Source organism: Siminovitchia fortis (genome assembly GCF_007681465.1).
GTDB lineage: Bacteria > Bacillota > Bacilli > Bacillales > Bacillaceae_C > Siminovitchia > Siminovitchia fortis.
The window spans coordinates 1-25,491 of sequence record NZ_VEKZ01000005.1 but is presented as its reverse complement, the minus strand read 5'-3'; the positions used below and the strand labels follow the sequence as shown (position 1 = coordinate 25,491).

General features: G+C 44.0%; 25 protein-coding genes and 1 riboswitch. Of the genes, 19 read left to right on the top strand and 6 right to left on the bottom strand.

The genetic code is table 11. The features are described from left to right. Positions 1-7: 7 nt before the first annotated feature. Genes sat through cysI form a run of 8 tightly spaced genes read left to right on the top strand, consistent with a single transcriptional unit; the run spans position 8 to position 7,073 of the window. The gene (sat, locus tag FS666_RS03000; protein ID WP_144460569.1) at positions 8-1,153 is read left to right on the top strand and encodes a sulfate adenylyltransferase; all 1,146 of its coding nucleotides are present in this window, start codon (positions 8-10) and stop codon (positions 1,151-1,153) included. A 24-nt stretch (positions 1,154-1,177) separates the two neighbouring features. Then, positions 1,178-1,948, top strand: coding sequence for a uroporphyrinogen-III C-methyltransferase (gene cobA / locus FS666_RS02995; protein ID WP_144460570.1), 771 nt, complete (start codon positions 1,178-1,180; stop codon positions 1,946-1,948). A 14-nt stretch (positions 1,949-1,962) separates the two neighbouring features. Beyond that, entirely contained in the window at positions 1,963-2,286 is a 324-nt protein-coding gene (locus tag FS666_RS20170; RefSeq protein ID WP_244943829.1) for a sirohydrochlorin chelatase, read from the top strand. Next, a complete protein-coding gene (locus FS666_RS20165) occupies positions 2,283-2,705 on the top strand; it encodes a CbiX/SirB N-terminal domain-containing protein (protein ID WP_244943828.1) in 423 nt (140 codons plus the stop codon). Before FS666_RS20170 ends, FS666_RS20165 begins: the two co-directional genes overlap by 4 nt. A gap of 4 nt (positions 2,706-2,709) precedes the next feature. Then, complete coding sequence (locus FS666_RS02985) at positions 2,710-3,342, top strand: NAD(P)-binding protein (protein ID WP_144460571.1); 633 nt, start codon at positions 2,710-2,712, stop codon at positions 3,340-3,342. Beyond that, positions 3,317-3,463, top strand: a complete 147-nt coding sequence (locus FS666_RS02980) for a YezD family protein (RefSeq protein WP_144460572.1) — start codon at positions 3,317-3,319, stop codon at positions 3,461-3,463. The genes FS666_RS02985 and FS666_RS02980 overlap by 26 nt, the downstream gene beginning before the upstream one ends. Before the next feature lie 22 nt (positions 3,464-3,485). Beyond that, a complete protein-coding gene (locus FS666_RS02975; protein ID WP_144460573.1) occupies positions 3,486-5,321 on the top strand; it encodes an assimilatory sulfite reductase (NADPH) flavoprotein subunit in 1,836 nt (611 codons plus the stop codon). Positions 5,322-5,348: 27 nt separating this feature from the next. Beyond that, positions 5,349-7,073 carry an assimilatory sulfite reductase (NADPH) hemoprotein subunit gene (gene cysI / locus FS666_RS02970; protein ID WP_144460574.1) on the top strand — a complete coding sequence of 575 codons (1,725 nt, stop codon included), beginning with the start codon at positions 5,349-5,351 and terminating at the stop codon, positions 7,071-7,073. Between the two features lie 165 nt (positions 7,074-7,238). Here the strand turns inward: cysI and FS666_RS02965 are convergent, their stop codons facing one another. After that, complete coding sequence (locus FS666_RS02965) at positions 7,239-8,348, bottom strand: 5-methyltetrahydropteroyltriglutamate--homocysteine S-methyltransferase (protein ID WP_144460575.1); 1,110 nt, start codon at positions 8,346-8,348, stop codon at positions 7,239-7,241. An 86-nt stretch (positions 8,349-8,434) separates the two neighbouring features. Continuing rightward, positions 8,435-8,526, bottom strand: a riboswitch (SAM riboswitch). A gap of 201 nt (positions 8,527-8,727) precedes the next feature. Here FS666_RS02965 and FS666_RS02960 point away from each other — a divergent pair. The 5 genes from FS666_RS02960 to FS666_RS02940 all read left to right on the top strand — a co-directional run bounded on the left by FS666_RS02960 (position 8,728) and on the right by FS666_RS02940 (position 13,172). Then, on the top strand, positions 8,728-9,414 hold the full coding sequence (locus tag FS666_RS02960; protein WP_120071713.1) for a phosphoribosylaminoimidazolesuccinocarboxamide synthase: 687 nt from the start codon (positions 8,728-8,730) through the stop codon (positions 9,412-9,414). Between the two features lie 64 nt (positions 9,415-9,478). After that, the gene (locus tag FS666_RS02955) at positions 9,479-9,937 is read left to right on the top strand and encodes a nucleoside deaminase (protein WP_144460576.1); all 459 of its coding nucleotides are present in this window, start codon (positions 9,479-9,481) and stop codon (positions 9,935-9,937) included. A gap of 18 nt (positions 9,938-9,955) precedes the next feature. Beyond that, positions 9,956-10,738: a cobalamin-binding protein gene (locus FS666_RS02950; protein ID WP_144460577.1), complete on the top strand. Its 783-nt coding sequence runs from the start codon at positions 9,956-9,958 to the stop codon at positions 10,736-10,738. Positions 10,739-11,216: 478 nt separating this feature from the next. Then, positions 11,217-12,254 (top strand): SepM family pheromone-processing serine protease, encoded by a 1,038-nt coding sequence (locus tag FS666_RS02945; RefSeq protein WP_144460578.1) that lies wholly within the window; start codon positions 11,217-11,219, stop codon positions 12,252-12,254. A 12-nt stretch (positions 12,255-12,266) separates the two neighbouring features. Then, positions 12,267-13,172 carry a DUF1002 domain-containing protein gene (locus FS666_RS02940; RefSeq protein WP_144460579.1) on the top strand — a complete coding sequence of 302 codons (906 nt, stop codon included), beginning with the start codon at positions 12,267-12,269 and terminating at the stop codon, positions 13,170-13,172. Positions 13,173-13,216: 44 nt separating this feature from the next. On the opposite strand, the gene FS666_RS02935 is transcribed toward FS666_RS02940, so the two are convergent. Both FS666_RS02935 and FS666_RS02930 read right to left on the bottom strand, forming a co-directional pair. Next, entirely contained in the window at positions 13,217-14,236 is a 1,020-nt protein-coding gene (locus FS666_RS02935; RefSeq protein ID WP_144460580.1) for a DUF1646 family protein, read from the bottom strand. 162 nt (positions 14,237-14,398) lie between these two features. Continuing rightward, positions 14,399-15,784 (bottom strand): M28 family peptidase, encoded by a 1,386-nt coding sequence (locus tag FS666_RS02930; protein ID WP_144460581.1) that lies wholly within the window; start codon positions 15,782-15,784, stop codon positions 14,399-14,401. Between the two features lie 184 nt (positions 15,785-15,968). Between FS666_RS02930 and FS666_RS20160 the strand changes: the two genes are divergently transcribed. Continuing rightward, positions 15,969-16,202: a hypothetical protein gene (locus tag FS666_RS20160; RefSeq protein WP_244943827.1), complete on the top strand. Its 234-nt coding sequence runs from the start codon at positions 15,969-15,971 to the stop codon at positions 16,200-16,202. 315 nt (positions 16,203-16,517) lie between these two features. Here FS666_RS20160 and FS666_RS02920 read toward each other — a convergent pair whose 3' ends face one another. After that, entirely contained in the window at positions 16,518-18,113 is a 1,596-nt protein-coding gene (locus FS666_RS02920; RefSeq protein ID WP_144460582.1) for an acetolactate synthase large subunit, read from the bottom strand. A gap of 69 nt (positions 18,114-18,182) precedes the next feature. Next, positions 18,183-18,941 carry an AAA family ATPase gene (locus FS666_RS02915; RefSeq protein WP_144460583.1) on the bottom strand — a complete coding sequence of 253 codons (759 nt, stop codon included), beginning with the start codon at positions 18,939-18,941 and terminating at the stop codon, positions 18,183-18,185. 161 nt (positions 18,942-19,102) lie between these two features. On the opposite strand from FS666_RS02915, the gene FS666_RS02910 reads away from it, so the two are divergent. Then, a complete protein-coding gene (locus tag FS666_RS02910) occupies positions 19,103-20,029 on the top strand; it encodes a S66 peptidase family protein (protein ID WP_244943826.1) in 927 nt (308 codons plus the stop codon). Positions 20,030-20,125: 96 nt separating this feature from the next. Beyond that, a complete protein-coding gene (locus FS666_RS02905) occupies positions 20,126-21,706 on the top strand; it encodes a bifunctional metallophosphatase/5'-nucleotidase (protein ID WP_144460584.1) in 1,581 nt (526 codons plus the stop codon). On the opposite strand, the gene FS666_RS02900 is transcribed toward FS666_RS02905, so the two are convergent. Further along, positions 21,703-22,500: a YihY/virulence factor BrkB family protein gene (locus FS666_RS02900; RefSeq protein WP_144460585.1), complete on the bottom strand. Its 798-nt coding sequence runs from the start codon at positions 22,498-22,500 to the stop codon at positions 21,703-21,705. The two genes, FS666_RS02905 and FS666_RS02900, sit on opposite strands and share 4 nt — an antisense overlap. A gap of 274 nt (positions 22,501-22,774) precedes the next feature. Between FS666_RS02900 and FS666_RS02895 the strand changes: the two genes are divergently transcribed. From FS666_RS02895 to FS666_RS02885, 3 genes are all read left to right on the top strand, one after another. Further along, positions 22,775-23,977 carry a CynX/NimT family MFS transporter gene (locus FS666_RS02895; protein WP_144460586.1) on the top strand — a complete coding sequence of 401 codons (1,203 nt, stop codon included), beginning with the start codon at positions 22,775-22,777 and terminating at the stop codon, positions 23,975-23,977. 25 nt (positions 23,978-24,002) lie between these two features. Next, complete coding sequence (locus FS666_RS02890; protein WP_120071689.1) at positions 24,003-24,185, top strand: SE1832 family protein; 183 nt, start codon at positions 24,003-24,005, stop codon at positions 24,183-24,185. 112 nt (positions 24,186-24,297) lie between these two features. Beyond that, entirely contained in the window at positions 24,298-25,392 is a 1,095-nt protein-coding gene (locus tag FS666_RS02885) for a PRK06851 family protein (RefSeq protein WP_144460587.1), read from the top strand. Positions 25,393-25,491 lie beyond the last annotated feature (99 nt).

Here is a 25,491-nt window from a genome sequence, read left to right as displayed (position 1 = left end):
ATGTAAGATGGGATTAAGTCAACCGCACGGAGGCACATTAATTAATCGCTGGAATCCACATTATGATTTTGAAGCTATCACAAAAGAAATCGAGTTGGATGAGATATCTTTAAGCGATTTGGAGTTGATAGGTACAGGTGCATACAGCCCGTTAACAGGGTTTTTAACCGAAGAAGATTATCATTCCGTACTGGAAAATATGAGGTTGTCTACGGGTGAGCCATGGACCATTCCAATCACTTTGCCGGTAACAGAAACAAAGGCAGGCACTCTTTCTATAGGGGATACAGTGAAATTGGTAAAGGATCAGCATGTATATGGTGTATTGGAAATTACGGACATTTTCTTGCCAGACAGGGAAAGGGAGGCAAAGCTTGTCTATAAAACCAATGATTTAGAGCACCCGGGTGTAAAGAAACTGTTTGAGCGGCCAAATGTCTATGTTGGCGGAAAGATTACCCTGATCCGCCGTACACCGCCAAGCCAATATTCGGCCTATATATTTGATCCAATTGAGACCCGGGAACAATTCAAGGCATTAGGCTGGAATACCGTTGTCGGTTTTCAAACGAGAAATCCTGTGCACCGGGCGCACGAGTATATTCAAAAATCCGCATTGGAAATCGTGGATGGCCTGTTTTTGAATCCATTGGTCGGGGAAACAAAGCAGGATGATATTCCGGCAGGTGTACGGTTGAAAAGCTATGAAGTTCTATTAGAGAAGTATTATTCGCATGATCATGTATTTTTAGGTGTTTTCACTGCGGCTATGAGATATGCCGGTCCGCGGGAGGCTGTTTTTCACGCGATGGTGAGGAAGAACTTCGGCTGCACCCATTTTATTGTGGGGCGGGATCATGCCGGAGTGGGAAATTATTACGGGACCTATGATGCGCAAAAGATTTTCAGCAATTTTACTCCAGAGGAACTTGGCATCACTTTATTGTTCTTTGAACATAGTTTCTATTGCAATCAATGCAAAAGCATGGCAACCCCGAAGACTTGCCCGCATGACCCTGAATATCATGAAATCTTATCAGGGACAAAGGTAAGGGAAAAACTCAGGAATGGTGAACCATTGCCGGAAACATTCAGCCGTCCGGAAGTTGTCGAGGTATTGATTGCCGGATTACAAAAAGAAGTAAACGTATAACCTTACATGAAGGGGTGGGGAAATTTGGGAAAGGTATACATTGTAGGAGCGGGACCCGGCGATGTTGATCTGATTACGGTAAAAGGCCTGAAATGCATTCAAACAGCTGATGTGATCCTGTACGACCGTTTAATCAATCAGGAACTGCTGCATCATGCGAAAACCGGGGCAGAATTGATCTACTCCGGAAAGATGCCGGGTTTTCATCACAACCAACAGGAGATCATCAATGATTTATTAGTGAAGTACGCAAAAAAAGGAAAAACCGTCACCAGATTAAAAGGCGGAGATCCCTTCGTATTTGGCAGAGGAGCCGAAGAAGCGAAAAGTTTGGCGGACAATGGAATCCCATTTGAAATTGTGCCGGGAATTACATCAGGCATTGCCGCTCCTGCCTATGCAGGGATTCCTGTAACACACCGGGACCTTGGCTCAAGTTTTGCCATAGTGACAGGCCACATGAGGGCTGGTAAGGATGATTCTATTCGGTGGAAAAATTTAGCCGAAGGTGTTGATACATTAGCCATTTATATGGGTGTCGGCAATCTGCCTTATATATGTGAACAACTTACAAAATACGGAAAATCAAAAGAAACTCCGGTTGCCTTAGTTCATTGGGGCACAACGAAGGAGCAGCATACCATTACAGGCACGCTTGCGACAATTGTTGAAGTAGCTAAGGACGCAAAAATTAAAAACCCCAGCATGATCATCGTCGGAGAAGTTGTCGGATTGCGGGAAGAAATTCGCTGGTTTGAGCAAACTCTGGAATACCGGCAGGAGACGGTGGTGTAAACGGGGGGATCAATATGCAGGCAGTTCTATATGTAGCCCATGGCAGCCGGCTAAGGGCCGGTGTAACGGAAGCGATTCAGTTTATTGAAGACAGTAAGGTTTATATTGATGCGCCCATTCAAGAGATTTGTTTCTTGGAGCTTGCAAAACCGGGAATCTCCGAAGGCATCTCAAAATGTGTGGAACAGGGCGCTTCAAAAATAGCGATTATCCCTATTTTACTATTAACTGCGGGCCACGCTAAAAAAGATATTCCTGAAAAGATTGAGATGGAAAAAAACAGTATCCTTACATTCAATTCACTTACGGAAAAACATTTGGGGTTCATCCAAAAATGATTGAGAGTCTCTATGATCGCATGATTGAACAAAAGGTTCCGTTAACTGCGGATGCCGCTGTTTTACTCGTCGGAAGAGGCAGCAGCGACCCTTCGGTCAAGGAAGATTTAACCAGAATTGCGAATCAATTAAAAGAAAACTACCGGTTTAAGCAAGTTGAAATTTCTTTTCTTTATGGTGCAAGTCCTCATGTGGATGAGGCTCTTGATTTATTGGTGGACTCCGGACGCAAACAAATATTTGTTATTCCTTACTTATTATTTTCCGGCCTGCTGATGACTGGATTAAAGAGCAAGATTAAGGAATTGACAGACCGAAACCATCCCATTCTTTTGTGCGACAGTTTAGGTTATCACCCGAATGTTCAAGAGGTTCTTTTGGAACGTGTCAACGAGTTGATTGGCAATAGGAGGGGATAAAACCATGGAAACATATCCCGTCATGCTTAATTTATATGGAACAAAAGCCGTAATAGCAGGCGGAGGGAAGATAGCCTATAGAAAAACAATCGGTCTTTTAAAAGCCGGAGCTAAGATAACGATTATCAGCCCTGATTTATATTCCGAGTTTCATAATTTGTTAGAGTCCGGCCAGGTTGAATGGAAACAGAAGGAAATCGAGGCAAATGATTTAAAGGACGCGTTGATTGTGATTGCAGCAACAGATGACAAATCGGTCAATAGGAAAATATCCGGCCTTGTATCTCCTCACCAGCTTGTCAATGTTGTCGACGATTCAAGACTTGGCAATTTTCATGTGCCTGCAAAGGTGACAAGGGGCAAACTGACCATTGCTGTAGGAACGGATGGGGCCAGTCCGATATTGGCACAAAAGATTCGGGATGAAATTGCGGATGTTTATGATGAGTCTTACAGGGACTATCTTCTATTTCTTGAAAAAGCAAGAGAAAAAATCCATGCGAAAAAGGGACACATCACACTCAGAGGGCAATTATTAAAAGAAATAACACAAAAAGAATACCGGACTGCGGAAAACCAACAGAAATTTTTAGAAAGGATGAATGGTAAAAATGGGAGGGCGGAAACAAAGCCATGAAATTGCCATATCGGAAATTAAGACATTGTTGAATACGATGAATTACGGTTCTATCACACTAATTATACAAGACGGTGTAGTCATTCAGATTGAGAGAAATGAAAAAATCAGATTGAAATAGACTTCATGGGAGGTGAATACTATTGCTACTGCAAGTAACGAACAGTCCATTTAATCAAGAACAGGCTGAGCTTTTGAATCGTTTGCTGCCATCATTATCAGAAAGTCAACAATTGTGGCTGAGCGGATACTTAAGCGCCTGCAACACTCAGGCAGCAGCGTCTGCCGTCGGCCTGCAAAATCCGCCAGGAGCTTTGCAGCAAACGGAAGCGACACAAGCCACTAAAGAATTAACAATCCTATTTGGTTCCCAAACAGGGAATTCGCAAGGGTTGGCTGAAGAAATATCGGAAAAACTGAAAAGCATGGAGTACAAAATCACGTTGGAGTCCATGAATGACTTCAAAGTGAAAGACTTAAAGAAACTTACTTATCTATTAATCATTGTCAGCACCCATGGCGAAGGGGATCCGCCTGATACCGCATTGCCTTTGTATGAGTTCTTATACAGCCGCCGGGCTCCGAAATTAAACGATTTACACTTCTCGGTGCTCGCTTTGGGTGACAGCTCTTATGAGTTTTTCTGCCAGACAGGAAAGCAATTTGATGCACGGTTGGAGGAACTGGGAGCGAAACGTCTGAGTCCCCGTGTTGACTGTGACTTGGATTACGATGAACCGGCGGCCAGGTGGTTTGAAGACGTCGCCCAAAGTTTGAAAAAAATGGATGGAGACTTTTCGAGCGGGCCGGCCGGTGATGGGGCATTTGTCCCTGCGGTGTCAAGTCCCATCCCAGACCAGCCAAAATATTCAAGAACAAACCCTTTTCGGGCGGAAATATTAGAAAATATCAATTTAAACGGCCGTGGTTCCAATAAAGAGACCCGCCATTTGGAACTATCTCTGGAAGGCTCAAATTTTAAATTTGAACCTGGAGACAGTATCGGAATATATCCTGAAAATGATGAGGAACTGGTCAATTCGATCATCGAGGAACTCCAGCTTGACCCAAGCGAATCTGTCCCGATCAATAACCAAGGAGAAGTTCGTTCTTTAGCGGAAGCATTAAAGAATCATTATGAGATTACTGTTCTATCAAAACAACTATTGGAAAAGGCCTCTGAAGCAAATGAAAAACTAAAGGAGTTTATTGAATCCGGGGATCATCACAAGGATTATGTGAAAGGGCGGGACTTGTTAGATTTAGTCCGTGATTTCTCTCCGTGGAATATCTCAGCCGGAGAACTGGTTGGAACATTGCGCAAGCTCCCTGCGCGTTTATACTCCATTGCGAGCAGTTATCAAGCCAACCCTGACGAGGTTCATTTGACAATAGGGGCAGTCCGCTATGAATCCCACGGGAGAAAGAGGAACGGTGTATGCTCTGTCCATTGTGCTGAGAGGGCTGAGCCTGGTGATGCTTTATCAGTTTATGTACAAAAAAACGCCAATTTCAAACTCCCTTCGGATCCGGATATTCCGGTTATCATGATTGGCCCGGGCACGGGTGTCGCACCATTCAGGTCTTTTCTTGAAGAAAGAGAGGAGATTGAAGCAAAGGGGAAAACATGGCTTTTCTTCGGTGACCAGCACTTTGTTACGGATTTTCTTTATCAGGTTGAATGGCAAAGATGGCTTAAAAATGGAGTGTTAACCAAAATGGATGTCGCTTTTTCACGGGATACGAAAGAAAAAGTGTACGTTCAACACCGTATGCTTGATCATAGCCGCGAATTATATGATTGGCTTCTGGAAGGAGCCCATGTTTATATTTGCGGAGATGAAAAAAATATGGCAAAAGATGTCCATGCAACGCTCCTTGAGATTCTTGAAAAAGAAGGCGGTATGACCTCTGAGGAAGCAGTTGCTTATCTGGCGGATATGCAGCAGGAGAAGCGTTATCAAAGAGATGTGTATTAAGAAGGTGAAGGGAGACAGGGATGAATAATGTCAAAAACAAAACTTTCCCCAACGCAGGATGGTCCACCAAGTGATGTCGAACGAATCAAAGCTGAAAGCAATTACCTGCGCGGCACATTAGCCGAAACAATTTCAGACCCGCTAAGCGCAGGTATACCGGATGATGATAATCGGCTGATGAAATTCCATGGCAGTTATTTACAGGATGATAGGGACGTGCGCAATGAGCGGCAAAGACAAAAGCTGGAACCGGCGTATCAATTTATGGTCAGAGTAAGAGCGCCCGGCGGTATCGTAACAGCAGACCAGTATATAGCCATGCACAATATCGCCAAAAAGTATGCAAATGGGACTTTAAGATTGACGACAAGGCAGTCGTTTCAAATGCACGGCATTCTTAAATGGAACATGAAGCAAAGTATAAGGGAAATCAATGACTCGCTATTGGATACACTCGCAGCCTGCGGGGATGTGAACCGCAATGTGATGTGCAATCCGAATCCATATCAGTCGGAGATGCATGGAGAGGTATATGAATGGGCTAAAAGAATAAGTGAACATCTTTCTCCAAGAACCCGCGCTTATCATGAAATTTGGCTGGACGGTGAAAAGGTGGCAGACAGTACCGAGAGTGATGTGGAGATTGAACCTATTTATAGTCCCGTTTATTTGCCGCGGAAATTTAAAATCGGTGTTGCAGTGCCCCCTTCCAATGATGTAGATGTATTTTCGCAAGACTTGGGTTTCATTGCCATTTTGCAAGACGGACATTTGCAAGGCTTTAATGTCGCAGTCGGAGGAGGAATGGGAATGACTCACGGGGATACAGACACTTATCCTCAATTGGGTCGCGTCATTGGTTTTTGCTCCCCGGACCAGGTGGTGGATGTGGCTGAAAAAATAGTGACCATACAAAGGGATTATGGAAATCGCTCTGTAAGAAAAAATGCCCGTTTCAAGTATACGATAGATGCCAAGGGCATAGAGTGGCTGATCAATGAACTTCATGATCGTCTCGGCTGGGAGCTTCAGCCTGCCCGCCTATTTGAGTTCGAACATAACGGCGACCGGTATGGCTGGGTAAAGGGCATCAACAATAAATGGCATTTTACTTTGTTCATTGAAAACGGAAGAATCAAAGATCATGAAGAGTATAAACTGATGACCGGACTGTTGGAAATTGCAAAAATTCACCAAGGGGACTTCAGACTTACTCCAAACCAAAATTTGATCATTGGTAATATCGCGGAAGAAAATAAAGCCCAAGTGGAACAATTGATAAAAGCGTATGGACTGACAACTGGCAAACAGCATTCCGCATTGCGTAGAAATTCCATGGCCTGTGTTTCCTTGCCGACATGCGGGCTGGCCATGGCTGAATCGGAACGTTACTTGCCATCACTTCTTGATAAAATTGAGGGGATTTTAGATGAAGCAGGTCTGAGAGAGGAAGAAATTGTCGTACGTATGTCCGGATGTCCCAACGGCTGTTCACGGCCAGCCTTGGGAGAGATTGGATTCATTGGAAAAGCACCAGGAAAATATAACTTATACCTGGGCGCAGGTTTTTCCGGAAATCGGCTAAATAAGCTTTATCGTGAAAATATAGGTGAAAAAGAAATTTTGGAAGAGCTAAAGCCTATCATCCATCATTACGCAAAGGAACGTCAGGAAAATGAACATTTCGGAGATTTTGTGATCCGTACAGGTTATGTAAAAGAGGTCCATTCGGGATTGGATTTTCATGATTGATATAGATCATGAAATGGTCCCTGACACAAACAAAGGAAAAGTGGAGGTGGTTGTTCATGGGCTCGGCAGATAAGGAGCCGGACTCGTACTAATGGAAGACAGTTTATACTAAAGAGAAATAGATCCCGGAGAGGGCGGCTCTTTCGGGATCTATTGAATACAGACTTATTTTCCCCAAATTTCTTCAGCAATTTCAACAATGAATTTCAACTTTTCCCATTGCTGTTCTTCAGTCAGCTCATTTCCGTGATGGGTCGAAGCGAAGCCGCATTGCGGGCTCAGGCAGATTTGCTCAAGCGGAACATATTTAGAAGCTTCTTGTATTCGTGCCTTGATCGCTTCCTTGTCTTCCAATTCGCCGGATTTGGAAGTGACGACGCCGAGAACAACTCTTGGTCCGTCTTTTGGGATGTAGCGAAGCGGGTTGAAGTCTCCGGAGCGCTCATCATCATATTCAAGGAAGAAGCCGTCCACTTTCTCTTTGGCCAGCAGCGTCGGCGCAATCAGCTCATAGCTTCCTGAAAACATCCAGCTGGACCGATAGTTACCGCGGCATAAGTGTGTGGTTACGAATAAGTCTTCCGGTTTGTCCTCGAGCACGCCATTGATGACGCGCAAAGCCAGATCGATGTATTTTTCCCTTGTGAAGCCATTCTCATCAAATTTTCGATCCGGTGAAGACAGGCCTGCGATATAAACATCGTCCAGCTGGAGGTATCGCACTCCCGCATTATAGAATGCTTTGATAGTTTCCTTATATGCTTGAATAATATCGTTTGCGTAATCTTCGATATCGGGATAGATATCTTCATCGCGGATTCCTATATGGAACAGCTGATTTGGACTTGGGATCGTTTGTTTCGCAACAGCGCGCCCACCTACGATTTCATTGAATTCGATAAAATCTTTGATAAATGAGTGTTCAGGACTAAAGGAGATCTTACCTGTGTTGCGGACCCCGTATCTCTCGGTTTCCTTGTTGTGGAATTGATATCCCGATTCAGGTACGTATCCTTCAAGGCCGTTGAGTTCCTCCAAGAAGTCCAAATGCCACCATGTCCGGCGGAATTCGCCGTCTGTCACAAGTTCCAAGCCTGCATCGATTTGCTTATCGACAATGCGTTTGATTTCTTTGGTTTCTACTTCGCGCAATTGCTCAGCTGAGATTGTGCCTTCCTTGTAATCCTTTCTTGCTTGGACAAGGCTTTCTGGACGCAATAGGCTTCCTACGTGGTCTGCTCTGAACGGTACTGCGGTTGTTAAAGTCGTTGTCATTTTTGAATACCTTCTCTCTTTTGTAATATAAAAAAATTGAGGACCTTCTTGGATAAAAAGAAGGTCCTCAATAAATGAAAACAAACTTCTTATCTATTTGGAATTAGCACCATTTCCTTGAAAAAGGCTGGTTGCTGAGACTTCATCGGGCCAATCCCTCCGTCTCTCTGGATAAGAAAATCTGTATAAAGTTGTTTAATTAACTGATATTTTCTACTTTATTACAAGCTCTGAAGAAGTGCAAGAGCTTTTGTGAAAAAAGCCAGATGGGAACGCCAATGCCCTCATGATTGAAACTGAAACATATCCCGTAAATGAATTCGCGATATATTGTGATATGATATGAATATAACGAAATTAACGGATGGGGGAAAGCCGCATGAAATTGGTTTATGAAGGCAAAACGAAAACCGTATTTGAATTGGAAGATGGAAACTATTTATTAAAATTCAAAGATGATGTCACCGGGGAGGATGGAGTATTCGACCCGGGTGCCAACACAGTCGGCTTGACAATCGAAGGGGCAGGAAAGACGGGGCTTCGCCTTACTAAATTTTTCTTTGAACTTTTAGAGAAGAAGGGAATTCCGACCCATTTCGTTAATGCTAATATAGAAGACGCGACTATGACAGTAAAGCCGGCGGAGATGTTCGGCAATGGCTTGGAAGTGATTTGCCGTTACCGCGCGGTAGGAAGCTTCTTGCGCAGATACGGTATGTATGCGGAAGAAGGGCAGGAGCTGGACGGATTTGTTGAAGTGACTTTGAAGGATGATGCCCGCCAGGACCCGCCGATCAGTGAAGATGCATTGGCGATGCTTGGCATTTTGAGCCATGACGAATATAAAAGGCTGAAGGAACTGACAAGGGAAATCGGAGCGATTGTCAAAGCCGAACTTCTGGAAAAGGGGATCGACCTATACGATATAAAACTGGAATTCGGCAGAGCGGGCGACAACAAGGAAATCACTCTGATCGATGAAATTTCCGGAGGAAACATGAGAGCATACAAAAACGGAGAATACATTGAACCTTTGAAGCTCGGGGAATTGATTCTCAGCGAATAAATTAGATTTATTTTTTCCAAATTAATATGTCAAATATAATGTCGTATATAAGGAGGAGAAACAGTTGGATCAATTTATGAAAAGAGCTGTGGAATTGGCCGATGAGTCGGTAAAGGAAGGCGGGCAGCCGTTCGGGGCTGTTCTTGTAAAGGACGGGGAAATCATTTCTGAGGGCATCAATGAACTGCATCTGAAATACGATATAAGCGGCCATGCTGAACTCATTGCCATCCGGAAAGCCCAGGAGCAGCTGCAGACACTGGATTTAAGCGGCTATACGATGTATGCAAGCGGGGAGCCATGCCCCATGTGCATGACGGCTATTTATTTTTCAGGGATTGAAAAGGTCTATTATTGCGGGACTGTCGAAGACGCCAAAGCCGCCGGCCTTGGCAAATCAGTCTATGTTTATAATCAGTTGGCACTGCCCCGGGAAAAGCGGGATGTACATATGGTACATATGCCTTTGACGCAGGGAATGTCCAACCCGTTGGAAAACTGGACAGAAAAAGAAGGAAAGTAGACCGAAGGGAGTAGAGGCATGCGGATTGTTTCGTTGTGTCCAAGTAATACGGAGGTCATCGGTTATTTGGGGAAGGAAGGCATGCTTGTTGCCGTAGATGATTATTCCAATTGGCCTGAAAGTATTAAAGGATTGCCAAGGATAGGCCCGGACCTTACGGTTGACATGGATAAAGTGGAGGCCATGCAGCCTGATCTCGTCGTTGCCTCTCTCAGTGTACCGGGGATGGAGAAAAACATTTATGAATTGAGCAGGCGGGATATCCCACATATTATTCTCAACCCTAATTCTTTGGAAGAGATTGCCTGCGACATTGAAACGCTTGGGGAAGCACTCGGTTTTCCTGAGTTGGGGAAAGAGAGGGCTTCCCATTTCAGGGAAGAAATCCGGCAAAGAAAGATTGTCGCCCAAGGCAGGAATGAACATTTTACGATCTATTGGGAATGGTGGCCCAAACCCGTTTTCACGCCGGGAGGGCCCAATTGGCTGACGGAAATCAGTAAACTTGCGGGAGGCCGGAATATTTTTGAATCTGAGCCCCGGGCAAACGTTCAGACGGATTGGGATGACGTAGCCGAAAGAAACCCGGACCATATATGCATGGTCTGGGTAGGTATTGAAAAAGAAAAGGTCAGGCCGGAATTATTGAAAAAACGGCCAGGCTGGGAAAAGATCAAAGCAGTTCAAAACAATCAGGTGCATGTCCTTGGCGATTCCCTTTATTGCCGGCCGTCGCCGAGATTGTTATTAGGCTTGGATAAACTTATTGCTACATTGTCGGGTCAATCTCCTCTGCGGTAGAAGCTTTTGCCACAGGTGGGGATTGACCCATTTTAATCAAATAAGAAGGACAACGGCCATCCCCGGGACGGGCAAAATATGAACGACAGCCTCCAAGGAATATCCGGCTGCCGTAATGAACAGGCTGATACAGGAATAAACAATATAATGGGCTGCAACCCAAAAGGGATGCCAAACTGCCCAAAGAGAGCCGTCTTTTTTCAAGATATAGGAAAGTATATAATTTGACTAAAATTTTCTTTAGAAAAGTAAGCGTCTTGTCTAGCTCCAGGCGCCATCGGCTCGAGGTCACAAGTCAAATTGCTGTGGTGGCTGTAGAGCTGCCTCCTCGCAATTCGCCTTGTGCTTGTCGCCGATAGGCGGGCGCCTTGCGCTTTTCTAATAACAGTCATTAAATACATAGACAATGACGGCATTTCAAAAGTACAATATCAATAATGGATGGATGCCCACTTAGGAAAGGAACCAGACATAAGCCATGAAACATGATGTGCAGAAGACAAGAAAAAAAAGAATACTTATCATTATTTGCTTTATATTCGCTGTCACATTGTTTATTCCTACACCATTTTATTTATTTCAGCCCGGTTCGGTAGAGGAATTGAGTTCAAAGGTAACGGTTGAAGAGGGGGAAAAGGCAGGGCAGGGCCATCTATATTTGACTACTGTCCTGTCAGTGAAGGCAAGCAATATTTATTATTTGGCATACGGCCTTCTTGCGCCGCATACAGACATTCAGCGGTCACACGTTGTGAAAGGGGACATGTCTGAGAAGGAGTATAACCGCTGGCTGGCCTATTTGATGAAATCCTCACAGGAAAACGCCATTACGGCCGGATTAAAGGCGGCTGGAGAAGAGGTGCAGGTTGTCCCGAAAGGGATGATTGTAAGGAATTTCAGTAAAAATTCAAAGGCAAAGGGAATTATTGAAGCGGGAGACCTCATTTTAAAGGTTGACGGAAGAACGATCAAAGCAACCGAGGATCTGCTTGGCTATTTTAAGGGAAAAAAAGCTGGGGAAAAAGTAAGTGTCGTTTTTTCCCGGGATGGGAAAAAGAAAGAAAAGCAGGTGGAGCTTGTTCTGCTGCCGGGAAAAAAGTCACAGCCAGGCATCGGGGTCGGCCTTGAGGAATATGTAGAGGTAAAACCCGCCCGGAAGGTCAATATTCAGGCAGGAGAAATAGGCGGACCGTCTGCAGGACTGATGTTTTCCCTGGAAATCTACAGGCAGGTGACAGGGGAGGATATTACCAAAGGATATAAGGTCGCCGGGACAGGTACGATCGACAAGGCCGGAAATGTAGGCCAAATCGGCGGTATAGCCGAAAAGATTGCAGCTGTTGATAAAGCCGGAATGGACATATTCTTCTGCCCGATGGATGTCCTTCCGGGCGATACAAATGAAAAAGAAGTAAAAGCCGAAGTTGAAAAATATGGATATGACGTTAAAATAGTACCGGTTAAAACATTGGATGAAGCTGTAAATTATTTAGACAGGCTTCCTCCGAAGTCATAGGAGGCATTCAACATGATAAAAAAAGCAAGCAAGCTGTTTTTGGCAGGTATTCTAAGTGTCGGATTCATTTTTTACGGACATGGAAAGGCATCTGCAGAAAACGATGATGTCATTAATGAAAAATTAGGCGTGCCGATCGTTGTTTACGGTGAAACTCTTACAGGCGACCAGAAAGAAGAAGTCAGAAGGCTTCTTAAAGTGGATAATCCGCAAAACGTCGATGAAATTACAGTCACTGCCAAGGATTTGGCCCGCTTGATCAACGGGAATCCAAACTCCAGAATGTTTTCGTCAGCTAAAATTACATTAAAAGAGAAAGGGAACGGACTGGTCGTAACAATTGTTACACCTGAAAACATCACTGAGGTCACAACTGAAATGTACGCCAACGCTCTTCTGACAGCAGGCGTGGAAAATGCGAATGTCGATGTTGCGTCACCTGTTAAAGTGACAGGCCACTCCGCTTTGGTCGGAATTTATAAGGCATATGAGAGTAAAGGGGAAGTCCTCGATAAAGACCGCATGGAAGTTGCCAATGAAGAGCTGGAACTGGCAACAGAACTCGCGGACAAAGAAGGCTTGAGCGATGAAAAGGTAACAGAGTTGCTCACTGAGATTAAAAAAATGATTGCAGAACAAAATCCTGCAACGAGGGAAGAGGTGGAGCAAATCGTTCAGGAGCAATTGAACAAAATGAGTATTGAACTGAGCGAGCAGGACCGCCAGCTGCTGATCGACCTTTTTGACAAAATGCGCTCTTTGGACATTGATTTCGGTCAAGTGAAGAAGCAGCTCGAGGACATTTCCAAGGATATCAAAGGGAAGCTGGAAAAGGTTGTAGGAGATGAAGGGTTCTGGGACAGCGTAGCGAACTTTTTCCAAAAATTGTTTGATTCCATTCGCAATTTGTTTAAATAAATGAAATAAAAAACTCCTGGAAAATTAATTCCAGGAGTTTTTTATCATACGTAAAAAATAAGAATAACGATAAAGTAAATGACCATGGCGATCAAACCTACAGGAACACCGAAACGTGCCCATTCGCGGCTTGTAATATTTAATTTGCCTGCCGCAATGATGTTCGGGATATTTCCTGGAATGAGCATACCGCCGCTGATCATGAGTCCGAGTAAAATGGATACAAGGGTCGGATCGCTCATTTGGGGACTGATTTCTGCTGCAGCCAGTGTGGCGTTATCCAGGATAGCGGAAATCATGTTAATCCAATATAGGATCTGCGGGCTGAGCCCAAGCAGATATTTTTCGATAAATGGTTCAAAACCTGCTCCGAGCAGTGTAAGGCCCATGACGAATAAATAAACTTTAAAAGCACGGATGAGTATCTCTGGATAGCTTTCAGCTTCGAGACTGGATGATTCTCCAGCGCCGCCCCTTGTCGGGTCGACAATAAATGCCGCTAAAATACCAAATAAAATGACGGCTGAAATGACATCCGGGCCGATCAGACGAAGCAAATAGAAGAAGTCGGCATTCAATTTGCTTACGGCGATGGTTGCCAATGGTTCTCCGATCGGTGTCAAAGCTGCGCCAAGCCCGATAGAGAAGCAGGCGAGAATGACAAGGCGGATTGTGGCTTGGCGCTCAAGACGCAATACGCTTACAATCACAACCAGGACAATTGCCGCAATAATCGCAGTAATGACACTTGAGATTAAACCGAGAACGATTACAACTAAAGCTATAAACAAGCGTGATGGGATAGCACGGCTCATCCCCAGAATTCCTTTTTCAATTGATGTCTGGAACCATTTGAACAGCAGACCTGCAATCAGAACAGCAAGTGTAATATGTATTGGATCCACCAATGCTTTTGTAAACAGTTCTCCTGTCAATACGTGGCTTGTCCAAGCCGCCAGGATCCCCATAACAAATAAAAAGGCTTCCAAATTCTTTTCTACAATTCCTACAGTAAACGGCAAGAATAAAACTAGAATTAGTATAATAGTTAAACCAAGAATCATAACCCCATATCCTTTTCTATATAATTTCAATATTTTCTATTATATATGAAAGCGGATAAAGAAGAAAGTAGTACAATTTTACATAGAAAAGAAGGGTTGATAGACCCGTCGCCGTTTTTTGGAAAAGAAAAAGCGGAAAGCTCGGCTTTCCGCTTTTTAATCTTATTGAATTCCACCAACGATTTTCTCATATTCCACTGGTTTAGGTGCCACTTTGGACCTTTCAAGTGCCGGTGTATCAGGGCGTGCAATTCTATAAACTGCTGCACCCACGATTTCCGCAGTCTCTTGAAGTTTTTCCTTACTGATCTTATCAAGTGTATCCTCTGGGGTGTGGTACCAAGGTTCTACAGGGTTGTGGATGAACAATGCTGCTGGAATGCCTGCCTCATAAAATGGAACATGGTCGCTTCGGCCTTCCTGACCGTACGTTAGTGGAGTGCCAGTCCTTACTCCGGCAGCTGCAGAGAGGTCTGTAACTACGTTTTTCTCTCCGTCAACGGTAAACATGACGAGGTCACCAGCATCTCTGCTTCCAACCATATCCATTTGCCACATGCCGACTATACGATCGCGCTCATCTTGGGAGAGGGAGTCAACATACTCGTACGAACCGACGAGACCAAGCTCCTCCGCTCCAAATGTAACAAATCGGATTTCAGTGTCGGTAGGCATATTCGCCATTACACGTGCCAGTTCAAGAGTAGCGGCGACTCCGGAAGCATCATCGTTTGCACCAGGCGCCCCAGGAACAGAGTCATGGTGCGATCCTACAACAATGATTTGGTCTGTTGCTTTTTTCTTTTGTGTCGGCTTTTTAACAGCAACCACATTATGTGATGTTTCCTGAACAATTCTGCCATCTGTCACACTGACCGTTGCAGAAATGGTTTGTCCTTCCGACAATCCCGCTCTTAATCTTTCTCCGTCGTCCTGTGAAAGGGCTACAGCCGGTACATAATTATCATTTGTTTCTCCAAGTGTTCCATTAATCTCACCCGGTGCATTATTGAAAATAATTACTGCTGAAGCACCCGCATTAGCAGCATTTAATACTTTTTCACCAAAAGAAATTTCTCCCCTTTGAACCAGGGCGATTTTTCCGGCCAGATCCATACTTTCAACATCCGAGGCTCTTCCAAGTCCTGCATATACCAAGTCTGCTGTTACAACTCCGTTCGGTGTGTATGTAAAACTGCTTGATGATAAGGCCTCTCCACCCGCTGTGACAGCCACTTTTGGAGCATAATAATTCTCAAATGTGAATGGCTGAATTTCCGTTTCATATCCGTATGAAGAGAGCCTTGCTTCGATATACTGGACTGCATTCCACTCCGCCTCAGTTCCTGCTACACGTGGCTCTGCGGCAAGATGGGCAATGTGGTTGTACATATTATCGGCACTTATTTTTTTGATTATTTTATTATCAAAAGCTTTTTGTGCCTGGGCCGGTGGAGCGGATGCTTCCTTAGCGTAAGCAGCAGGAACACCGACTGCTAAACTGGCAGCGATCAATAGAGCTGCTAATGGTTTTTTTCTTATTACCACAATTATTCAAGCCTCCTTAAAATTTTAATATATTACTATATTGATTATAGTAATTATTCTAATAATTTAGGAAGTGGATATAGTCCTATTGTTTTTACGGGACTTTTTATGTTTGTAAGCTTCGTAATCAACGAATAAGGATGGTCATATACTGAATAAGTGCTTTAAAGATGGGGGAGGGTCATTGGGATACAGGATTTTCGAGAATGCTTTATCCATTCATGAAAAATGCAACAATTTATCTTATACGAACCGGCTTGTACTCGTGGCGATTTTCAGCGGATTGGCAGCGGTTTTTCAATCGGTTGGTGCATTATTTCCAGGAATAGGATATTTCGTCAGTCCATTGGCAACCGCGCCCATTATCTTTTGTTCCATATTTTCAGTGCGCCTTGGCTTCTTATCATACTTGCTTTAACCATAACGGCTTGTTCAGCACTATCTATGGGAATATTGACCGTGCTGTACGTATTGAAGTTCCCTTTGCTCGGCCCTATGGCATCAACTGCTCCGAAACTATCAGCTATTGCCGGAATCGTATTATTTTCGGGAATTTACAGCTGGGTATGGGTGCAGATAAGTCGCCTAAGGCTGCGCGCCTTGCGCTTTCCTTATAACTTTCCAAGTCATACCGGTGTTCGGTAATCCGGTGCAGTTTTTCGGTTATTCTTTGTTTTCATCCCATCGAATAATCATCTCTTTCATGATTGTTCAGGTGACCTTCCCATCATACTTAAGAATTAGGAAGGGGGATATCAAATAAAATCGGTTCCAAAGATGATATCGCGACTTGAAACAATTCTTCAAACTCTCCCAAAGCTTTCGGTCTGAATCCCCTAATGCCGAAGCTTTCGGCAAGAAGGACAAAATCAGGATTTCCGAACGATACACCGACGCTTTTACCATGTTTCTTGTTCATCATTTGTTGCTCGAGCTTTAACACTCCGTCGTTCAGAACGATAAAAATCAGAGAAATCCCAAGCCGTTTAACTGTTTCCAATTCAGAAATTGTCATCATTGCACCGCCGTCTCCGGTTATGGAGATAACGGGAGCATGTGGCCGGGCAAGCTTGGCTCCGATCGATCCTGGAATACTAATACCCATGGAAGCAAGTCCATTTGAAATGATCAGATTTTCAGGCTGTTTCGGCTGATAGGTACGTGCTATTGATATTTTATGTGCCCCGACATCGGAAACAACGATAGTGTCTTCTGGTGACAGCATTTCAATGGCGTGCAATATGTTCTCAGTTGTCAGGGGCAGATGTGAATTATCATCATACCCTGACTTGATTTGAAAGGAATGCTCGATCTTTTGTTTTAAATTTCCGGAAGGGATCCAGCCTTTGGAAGGAATGCTGCGAGTGCTCAAATTTTGCAACGTTTGCTTTATGTGGCCAATGACCTCTGCTGCTGTTGGGTAATACTCGTCCGGCTCAGGTGTTTGTGAGTCGATATGCAAGATGGGGATTTTTTTTCGATTCCATTCCTTAGGCGGCCTTTCCACGGGATCAAATCCGATAATAATCAACAGATCTGCTTCATCAATTCCTGACAAGACCAAATCATTTTCAGAGAATCCAAACGTAAAATAGTTATAAGGGACGTTTTTAGGGATCACCCCTTTTGCCATAAAAGAGTGGGTGACAGGTGCTTGTAGCTTTGATAGAAAAAGAAGCACGTCCTGAGACGCATCCTGTCTTATGACTTTATCACCGATAATGACAAACGGTTTTTCACTTTCATTCAAGAGGGAAATAGCTGACTGAACAGCTTTCCCGGCAGGAAGAACAGGCTGTTCCTCCGTTATTGGCACTACTCCAGGCGGGACCGATTCAAACGCCAGGTTTTCAGGGAGTTCCAGAAACACGGATCCCGGCTTTTCTTCGTTTGCGGTTTTAAATGCCTTCCGAACCATTTCAGAAATCGAGTCAGCTTCTTTGATCTGGGCCGCCCATTTTGTAGCGGGTGCCATAACATCGGTCATCTCTATAAACTGGTGAGAATGCTTATGCTGATTGTTAAGCCCTGTCTGCCCGGTAAGAGCGACTACAGGACACCCGTCAAGTGTAGCCGTAGCCAAACCTGTTAACAGGTTGCCCGCTCCGGGTCCCAAAGTAGCCGTACAAACTCCAACTTTTTTAGAAAGCTTTCCATAAACGCATGCCATAAAAGCCGCTCCTTGTTCATGGCGGACCGGAACATATTGAATTTGCGTGGAACGGGAAATGGATTCAACCAGATCAAGCGTCTCTTTCCCGACAATTCCAAAGATATATTCTACACCTTCATTTTCCAAACACTGTACTAGTACATCTGTTGCTTTCATCAATATCCTCCGCAGTAAAAGTTAGAGTTAGCTTTGGCCATTGATGTTAAAAATATGAATGCATTACCCTCAAGTATTGAATAAATGAAAAAGCATACGTTCTTTATCATCGAAGAATTGTTTCATTAGTGTGAAATGCTCCGTATTTTCAAGAGTCGTTTTCCTTATTCCTTCTTTTGTGAACTCATACAATAGAGCGTCAGGATAGGCCATGATGATCGGGGAATGTGTGGCAATAATGAACTGGGATGATTGGCCGGCAAGCTCATTGATCCGGGACAGCATCGATAATTGCTTTAAGGGTGACAATGCGGCCTCAGGTTCATCCATGATGTAAAGTCCTTTTCCCCTAAAACGATGTGTGAAGGCAGCGAAGAATGACTCCCCATGCGACTGCTCATGGAGAGAAACTCCTCCGAATTGATCAATGATACGCGGGCTTCTCGGTTCACGATCAAGCTCTTCAATATTTGTTGCCACATTATAAAATGTTTCTGCCCGAAGAAAAAAACCGTCTTTTGGTCTTTGCACTCCTTTTATCAGGCGAAGATGCTGTTCCAATTCGGAGTGGGAATCGCGGGTTGAAAAGTTGAAGTTGAAAGATCCGCCTTCAGGATTGAATCCGGCGGAAATGGCGATTGCTTCAATTAGAGTTGACTTCCCCATCCCGTTTTCACCTACAAAGTATGTCACTTGAGGGTGTAAGGGGAGTTCGTTGAGAGATTCAATCGCCGGAAGGCAAAAAGGGTATTCAGCGTTTGATGGTATGTCGTCACGTAACAATTTGATCTTTTTAATATATTGGTTGGATTCATTTAACTTCACCATTATCCGCTCCATAATAAATGTTTCTATCATCTTACCTTATTTGGGCGAAAATTTGATAAGGAATTACCATCATTTTATTTCCCCGGCAATAATCGACAACGCCAAGCTTATTTCCCCGGGAATATTCGACATGTATAAATATTTTAATAGAGGTGAGGGTATTGGAAATAAAAAAGGTTAAGGGGCTCACGCCAAATGATGTTGTGGGACTGACGGCACTCTCAGGCCCCGCCAGTCAAGAGAAATTGAAAAAGGCTATCGCGGCATTGGAAGAGGCAGGTTTCCGTGTGGAAGTCGGAGAAACGTGCTATATGGAGCATCGAGGGTATTTGGCAGGACCGCCTCAAGATCGTGCGGCAGAATTAAACAGTATGTTTTCGAATAAGGAGATAAAAGCAATTTTTTGCCTGCGGGGAGGGTATGGCTCCCCGCAAATCTTGCCTCTTCTTGACCAAGAACAGATTAGGAACAATCCAAAACTGTTCGTCGGCTATAGTGATATCACGGCTTTGCATCTTTTCCTTCAGCAATGCTGTGAAATTCCGACAATACACGGACCGATGGCCGCTTCGGATTTAATTGACGCGGATTCTTTTACAAAAAAAGATCTTTACCGGTTATTGAAAGGCCATACTTCAATGGGAAAAGTATGTAATCCTCCTGGAGAAAGAATGGAATGCCTGATCCCTGGAAGGGCAAGCGGAATACTCACAGGAGGGAATTTGACTCTCATCTCCGCTTTGATGGGAACCCCCTATGAAATAGACACGAAAGGAAAAATTTTATTTCTCGAAGAAATAAATGAGGAGCCGTATAAATTGGACAGGATGATGACGCAGCTTGCGTTAGGAGGTAAATTTTCAGAAGCGGAAGGGGTTGTTCTCGGGAGTTGGACCGGGTGCCATTTTGATTCAAACTTTAACATTAAAGATCTATTTAAGGAGATCCTTGAACCGTTCGGAAAGCCTGTTTTATTCAATTTAAGGGCAGGACATTGCAGACCGATGGTATCTCTGCCTTTAGGGGCATTTGTAGAAATGGATGCCGGCAAAGGAGAATTAGTGATCAAAGAGGGTATTATACAATAGGCAGAGTCCTTGCTATACTCTACGATCCATTATAAGATAATGGATAATTTTACAATTTTACTAATATATTTGTCAGGTTAGGAGCAGGCATTATCAATGACGACAACAAACTTGGTGATTTTGCAGACAAGCGATATCCATGGAAACATCTTTCCGGTCAACTATGGAACGAATGCCTATGCTGATGTTGGGCTGGGAAAAATTTCAACCCTTGTAAAAAAAGAACGGAAAAGCAATGACAACGTCCTATTAATCGATAATGGCGACCTGATCCAAGGGACGCCGCTGACTTACCATTACGTCCGCTCAGATGAACATAGACACCTTCCGAATCCAATGGTGGCTGTATTGAATGAAATGAAGTATGATGCCGGGGTGTTCGGCAATCATGAATTCAATTATGGGCTGGGAAACTTGAAGGCCGCTGTAAAACAGGCGAGCTATCCTTGGCTGTCAGCCAATATTTTAAACGCCGCCAACCAAAATCCGTATTTTGGAAAACCATACACGATAAAACAGTTTGATGATCTGAAGGTGGCCGTATTAGGTTTAACAACCCCCTACATACCGTACTGGGAAAAGCCGGAAAATATTGTGGGTTTAAAGTTTGATGATCCTGTGAAAACAGCGAAAAGCTGGGTGCCGTTTTTAAAAGAAGAAGAGCGGGCTGATATCATCGTTGTATCGTATCATGGCGGCTTTGAAAGAGATTTGGACACAGGTGAGCCGATCGAAAAAATTACCAGGGAAAATCAAGGCTACCGCTTATGTATGGAAGTGCCTGGCATTGATGTCCTTTTAACCGGCCATCAACATCGGCAAATTTATGGAAAAGAGCTGAACGGAGTCATTGTCCTGCAGCCGGGAAGTTCAGGAGCCTTTCTTGGGAAGGCTGTATTGAAGCTTGAAAAGGCTGGAGGGAAGTGGAAGGCAGTAAATAAACATTCCGAGCTATTATCAGTTCAAGGGGTGCCGGAAGATCGGGCGCTGCTGGATAAGGTGGAAGTATACGAAAGGAATACACAGGCATGGCTGGACCAGCCCATCGGGAAAATAGAAGGGAATATGCTGGTGGAAGATGCCATGAAAATCAGGCTGCAGGATAATGCACTCATCGAATTTATTAACAAGGTACAAATGGATGCTGCAGGAGTGGATATTTCAACTACGGCCCTATTTGACAATGAATCCCCGGGGTTCCCTCCACATGTGACGATGCGTGATGTCGTCTCCAACTATATTTATCCGAACACTTTAAAGGTTATCCGTATATCGGGTAAGGATATGAGGGATGCCTTGGAGCGCTCCGCTTCTTACTTCATGCAATATAACGGCAAAAAAATAGAAGTAAACCCGGCATTTACGACACCAAAGCCGCAGCACTATAATTATGATATGTGGGAAGGAATCGATTATATCATCGATATTTCCAAGCCTGAGGGGCAGAGGGTTGTCAAGCTGGAATATAAGGGTCGACCTGTTTTGCATGAACAATCATACGATGTCGTAATGAGCAATTACCGGGCGGGAGGCGGCGGACAATATTTTATGTACCAGGGAAAGGCTGTCATAAAAGAAATACAAATTGATATGTCCGAGCTGATCGCCAATTACTTTCTCAGGGAAAAAACGGTGAAGGCAACGGTGAATAACAATTGGAGAGTGATTCACGATTAGCTGTCTTTGAGAAACGAGGCGTTGATCAATCCTCCGACCAGCAGTACTGCAGCCGTCAGGTAGAACCAGACCATTAACATGATAATGCTCCCAAGCTGTCCGTATAGCTGGGAGTAATTGATGTAAGAGACATAGTATGAAAACCCGATGGATACGCCCTGCCAGCCTATCGTTGAAAAAATGGCGCCCGGGACAACTGACGAAAAAGGGATTTTCCCGCTTGGGACAAATTTATAAAACAGAAGAAAGAATAGGAATAAATAAATTGTTCCAATGACCCACTTGATCAGAAACCAGGACTCATAAAAAAGCAAGGGCATGTCGACTTGGGAAGATAAAAAAACGCGTCCGATTTCTTCTCCAATGGGGACAAGTAAAGAGATGGTCAAAGTGATCATCAGGATGGCCGTTAAAAATAAATCCTTGGCAAGAGCCAGAAAAAAACCTTCCTTTCTGATGATACTGTATGCATCATTCATTGCCCTGACAAGGGATTGAACTGCCATGGAGGATATCCAAAAGGAAGCGATCAGGCTGAAAGAGGCGAGCTTAGTCCTTTGCTTATCGAAAATAAGGTTGACATTGTTCTCGATGAGGGCATAGCTCCCTTTGGGAGCGAATTGTTCGATGGCAGACAATACATCCGTCGAATGGATGGGAAAAAAGCTCAGCAGGGAAAGGACGAAAATCAGGAAAGGGAAGATGGATAACATGAAGAAGTAGGCCATTTGGGCAGACTGGTCATGGAACCGGTCTATAAAGAAGCGTTTAAATATATCCAAAATGAGCCTCATGTCCATCCTCCCCTGAATTGTCCGCATTCTACTTTACATTATTCCCGTACCGTTAAAATTATTTTCCTCGCATTTTTATTTTTCTCGATGAGAGCAACAGTCTCGCCAATTTTTAATTACAGAGAATCTTCAACAACAATAATCGCTTACACCTATTTCATCTCCTTCCATATGATTCGTTTTTTATGTAAAATGAGTGAGTTACTGTTATCGTAATGAAATGGACTATTTTTTTCCGTTTTACCGAAATTTTTATAGATGAGGAAGATATGCAATGGATTTTCATGCTCTGGCTAAAAGACGAACAATGGCACAGAAGATTTTTCTTGTCACCGGCATCGTTTTCATAGCCTTTAATTTGCGGCCTGCCATCACTTCCGTCGGGCCGCTCGTCAGCTTTATACGAAGTGACCTGGGCCTTTCAAATGGAATGGCGGGATTTTTGACGACTCTGCCGTTGATTGCTTTTGCGGTATTGTCACCTTTTGCCCCGAAAATCGGGCAGAAGATTGGGAATGAGCTGACGATACTGTTGGGAGTCGCGCTGATAGGCGCAGGTATCGTTATTCGATCGATGGGAAGCATCTCACTTTTATTTATCGGGACGGCCGTAGCTGGAATCGGAATAGCCGTGGGGAATGTACTGCTCCCGGGAATCGTTAAGATGAAGTTTCCCAACAAAGCTACATTAATGACAGGGGTATATTCGGCATCTCTGGGCATTTCAGCAGCCATCGCATCAGGAATCAGCATACCTTTGGTGGAAAAATTCGGTTGGGGGTGGGAAGCATCCCTTATGACATGGGCTTATTTGGCCCTTGCCGCATTTCTTATTTGGATCCCTCAAATCAGGAAGCAAAAAGTCTTTGAGGGAAGAGTAAAGATTATTAAATACGGGAATTCCATGCTAAAGTCCAAGCTTGCCTGGCAAGTCGCATTCTTCATGGGATTGCAGTCCCTGATCTTCTATTGTCTCATTACCTGGGTTCCGGAAATCCTGTACAGCCATGGTTTCTCACGGTCTTTATCCGGCTGGATGCTTTCGGTCATACAGTTTGCCGGCCTTCCAGCTTCCTTCATCATTCCGGTTGTGGCAGGAAAATTGAACAACCAAAGGGGACTTGTTCTAGGTTTGGGAACTATCTATCTGATTTCTTTTACAGGGCTGATGTTTGGGGGAGGCCCCCTCATCTTTTTATGGGTAGTCATGATCGGAATAGCGCAAGGCTCCGGCTTCAGCTTGGCTCTTACTTTCCTTGTATTACGTGCCAAGGGTGTCATGGATGCGTCCCGCTTGTCGGGGATGGCTCAATCGCTGGGGTATTTTCTTGCAGCTGCAGGCCCCACTTTGATCGGTTACGAATATGATCATACCCATTCTTGGTTTCTGCCTATCATGACACTTATTATTGTCTCAGTCTTAATGACCGCGGCAGGCTTAGGGGCCGGAAGGAACAAATTTGTACTGGAAGATTAATATCTTTTTAAAAGGAGCTTTTTAAATGAATAAATCGGAAATCGAATATAAAATTGCAGATTTAAAAGCGGACTATGTCAGGCTTCAGCACGATTTAGAGAAACTCGAATATGTGAAGGGCATATTGCATCCACTTGAAAAACAGCTGATGGAAATTGAGGAAGAATTAAAAACTTTAAACAAAATGCTTGATGAAATAAGCGAATAACCGCGTATTTAGTGAGGCTGCCCAGTTTTTTTACCGAAACTACGTACCTTCCATTCACCCAAAGCATAGGCTGAAGAAAAAGAACAAAGATAACAGTATTGAGGGTGACAATGTGAGCGGAAATGTCTTGCATTATTTTGGCGGCGGCAATACTGCCAAGGGATTCAGCAATTTGTACGATTCAAATATGCGCGGGTTGGACCGTGTCTTTATTCTATCAGGTAAATCCAGCTTGGAGAAAAAGGGTTTAATTCACAGGCTGATGGATGAATGGACCGGAAAAAATGTAAGTCTTGAAGCACTTCATTCCCCGAATGATCCGGATTCGTTGGAGGGACTGATTATACGGGAGCTGGGATTTGGAATTGTCGACGGTGATTTTCCGCGTGAAATCGGAAAGGAATTTGTTGGTGACAGATGGGAGACAGTCGATTTGGACGTAATGGACTTCTCCTCCCTGGAAGCCGCCGTAAAGAAGGACATCACACAATTGGAAGCAAAGAGGGAAGATGCACTGGATAAGGCATATCAATCATATGCAGCGGGATTGCGGGTCCACGACAGGTGGGAGAAGCTCTACGTTGACCGGATGGACTTTTTAAAGGCGGATCAAGTGACAGACCGCTTGATTAAAAAGCTGATTTTTAAAAATTCCAGCCGAAAAGAGCGAACAACAAGGCGCCGGTTTCTCGGTGCCGCAACTCCAAAGGGCCCGGTAGATTTCGTAGATAATATCACAACCGGCCTAAACAAGAGAATTTTTTTAAAAGGCCGGGCCGGGACAGGGAAGTCCACTGTATTGAAAAAGATCGTGATGGAGGCCGAAAAAAGAGGATATGATTTGGAAATCTATCATTGCGGATTTGACCCTGCCAGCCTTGATATGGTTGTTGTCAGGGAGCTTGGCTGGGCTGTGTTCGACAGCACCCAGCCGCATGAGTATTTCCCTTCCCGAAAAGGTGATGAAGTGATTGATATGTATGAATTGACGGTAGCCCCGGGAACAGACGAATTATATGCAAATGAAATTGCGGAGATTGAAAAGGAATACCGGGAACAAATGAAGGCCGGAAAAGATTATCTTGCAGAAGCAAAACGGGTCAATGATCAATTGGAATCCATTTACCAGGACAATATGGACCATTCCCGGATTGACGAAATATTTTCCGACATTCAAAAAGAAATCAAGCTGCTTGCAAAAGATTAGCGCCTCTTCGAAAGACTGAAGAGGTTTTTTTCTAATCTAAAGAAAGCATAAAATTTTACCGAATTTTCTCTTCAAACAAGATTAACGTAATGTCCAGCT

Excerpts from the sequence above, each read along its gene's own strand:
- sat (WP_144460569.1), top strand. The coding sequence starts at position 8 with ATGGGATTAAGTCAACCGCACGGAGGCACATTAATTAATCGCTGGAAT.
- FS666_RS20170 (WP_244943829.1), top strand. The coding sequence starts at position 1,963 with ATGCAGGCAGTTCTATATGTAGCCCATGGCAGCCGGCTAAGGGCCGGT.
- FS666_RS20165 (WP_244943828.1), top strand. The coding sequence starts at position 2,283 with ATGATTGAGAGTCTCTATGATCGCATGATTGAACAAAAGGTTCCGTTA.
- FS666_RS02985 (WP_144460571.1), top strand. The coding sequence starts at position 2,710 with ATGGAAACATATCCCGTCATGCTTAATTTATATGGAACAAAAGCCGTA.
- FS666_RS02980 (WP_144460572.1), top strand. The coding sequence starts at position 3,317 with ATGGGAGGGCGGAAACAAAGCCATGAAATTGCCATATCGGAAATTAAG.
- cysI (WP_144460574.1), top strand. The coding sequence starts at position 5,349 with ATGTCAAAAACAAAACTTTCCCCAACGCAGGATGGTCCACCAAGTGAT.
- FS666_RS02965 (WP_144460575.1), bottom strand. The coding sequence starts at position 8,348 with ATGACAACGACTTTAACAACCGCAGTACCGTTCAGAGCAGACCACGTA.
- FS666_RS02960 (WP_120071713.1), top strand. The coding sequence starts at position 8,728 with ATGAAATTGGTTTATGAAGGCAAAACGAAAACCGTATTTGAATTGGAA.
- FS666_RS02950 (WP_144460577.1), top strand. The coding sequence starts at position 9,956 with ATGCGGATTGTTTCGTTGTGTCCAAGTAATACGGAGGTCATCGGTTAT.
- FS666_RS02945 (WP_144460578.1), top strand. The coding sequence starts at position 11,217 with ATGAAACATGATGTGCAGAAGACAAGAAAAAAAAGAATACTTATCATT.
- FS666_RS02940 (WP_144460579.1), top strand. The coding sequence starts at position 12,267 with ATGATAAAAAAAGCAAGCAAGCTGTTTTTGGCAGGTATTCTAAGTGTC.
- FS666_RS02935 (WP_144460580.1), bottom strand. The coding sequence starts at position 14,236 with ATGATTCTTGGTTTAACTATTATACTAATTCTAGTTTTATTCTTGCCG.
- FS666_RS02920 (WP_144460582.1), bottom strand. The coding sequence starts at position 18,113 with ATGAAAGCAACAGATGTACTAGTACAGTGTTTGGAAAATGAAGGTGTA.
- FS666_RS02915 (WP_144460583.1), bottom strand. The coding sequence starts at position 18,941 with ATGGTGAAGTTAAATGAATCCAACCAATATATTAAAAAGATCAAATTG.
- FS666_RS02905 (WP_144460584.1), top strand. The coding sequence starts at position 20,126 with ATGACGACAACAAACTTGGTGATTTTGCAGACAAGCGATATCCATGGA.
- FS666_RS02900 (WP_144460585.1), bottom strand. The coding sequence starts at position 22,500 with ATGAGGCTCATTTTGGATATATTTAAACGCTTCTTTATAGACCGGTTC.
- FS666_RS02895 (WP_144460586.1), top strand. The coding sequence starts at position 22,775 with ATGGATTTTCATGCTCTGGCTAAAAGACGAACAATGGCACAGAAGATT.
- FS666_RS02890 (WP_120071689.1), top strand. The coding sequence starts at position 24,003 with ATGAATAAATCGGAAATCGAATATAAAATTGCAGATTTAAAAGCGGAC.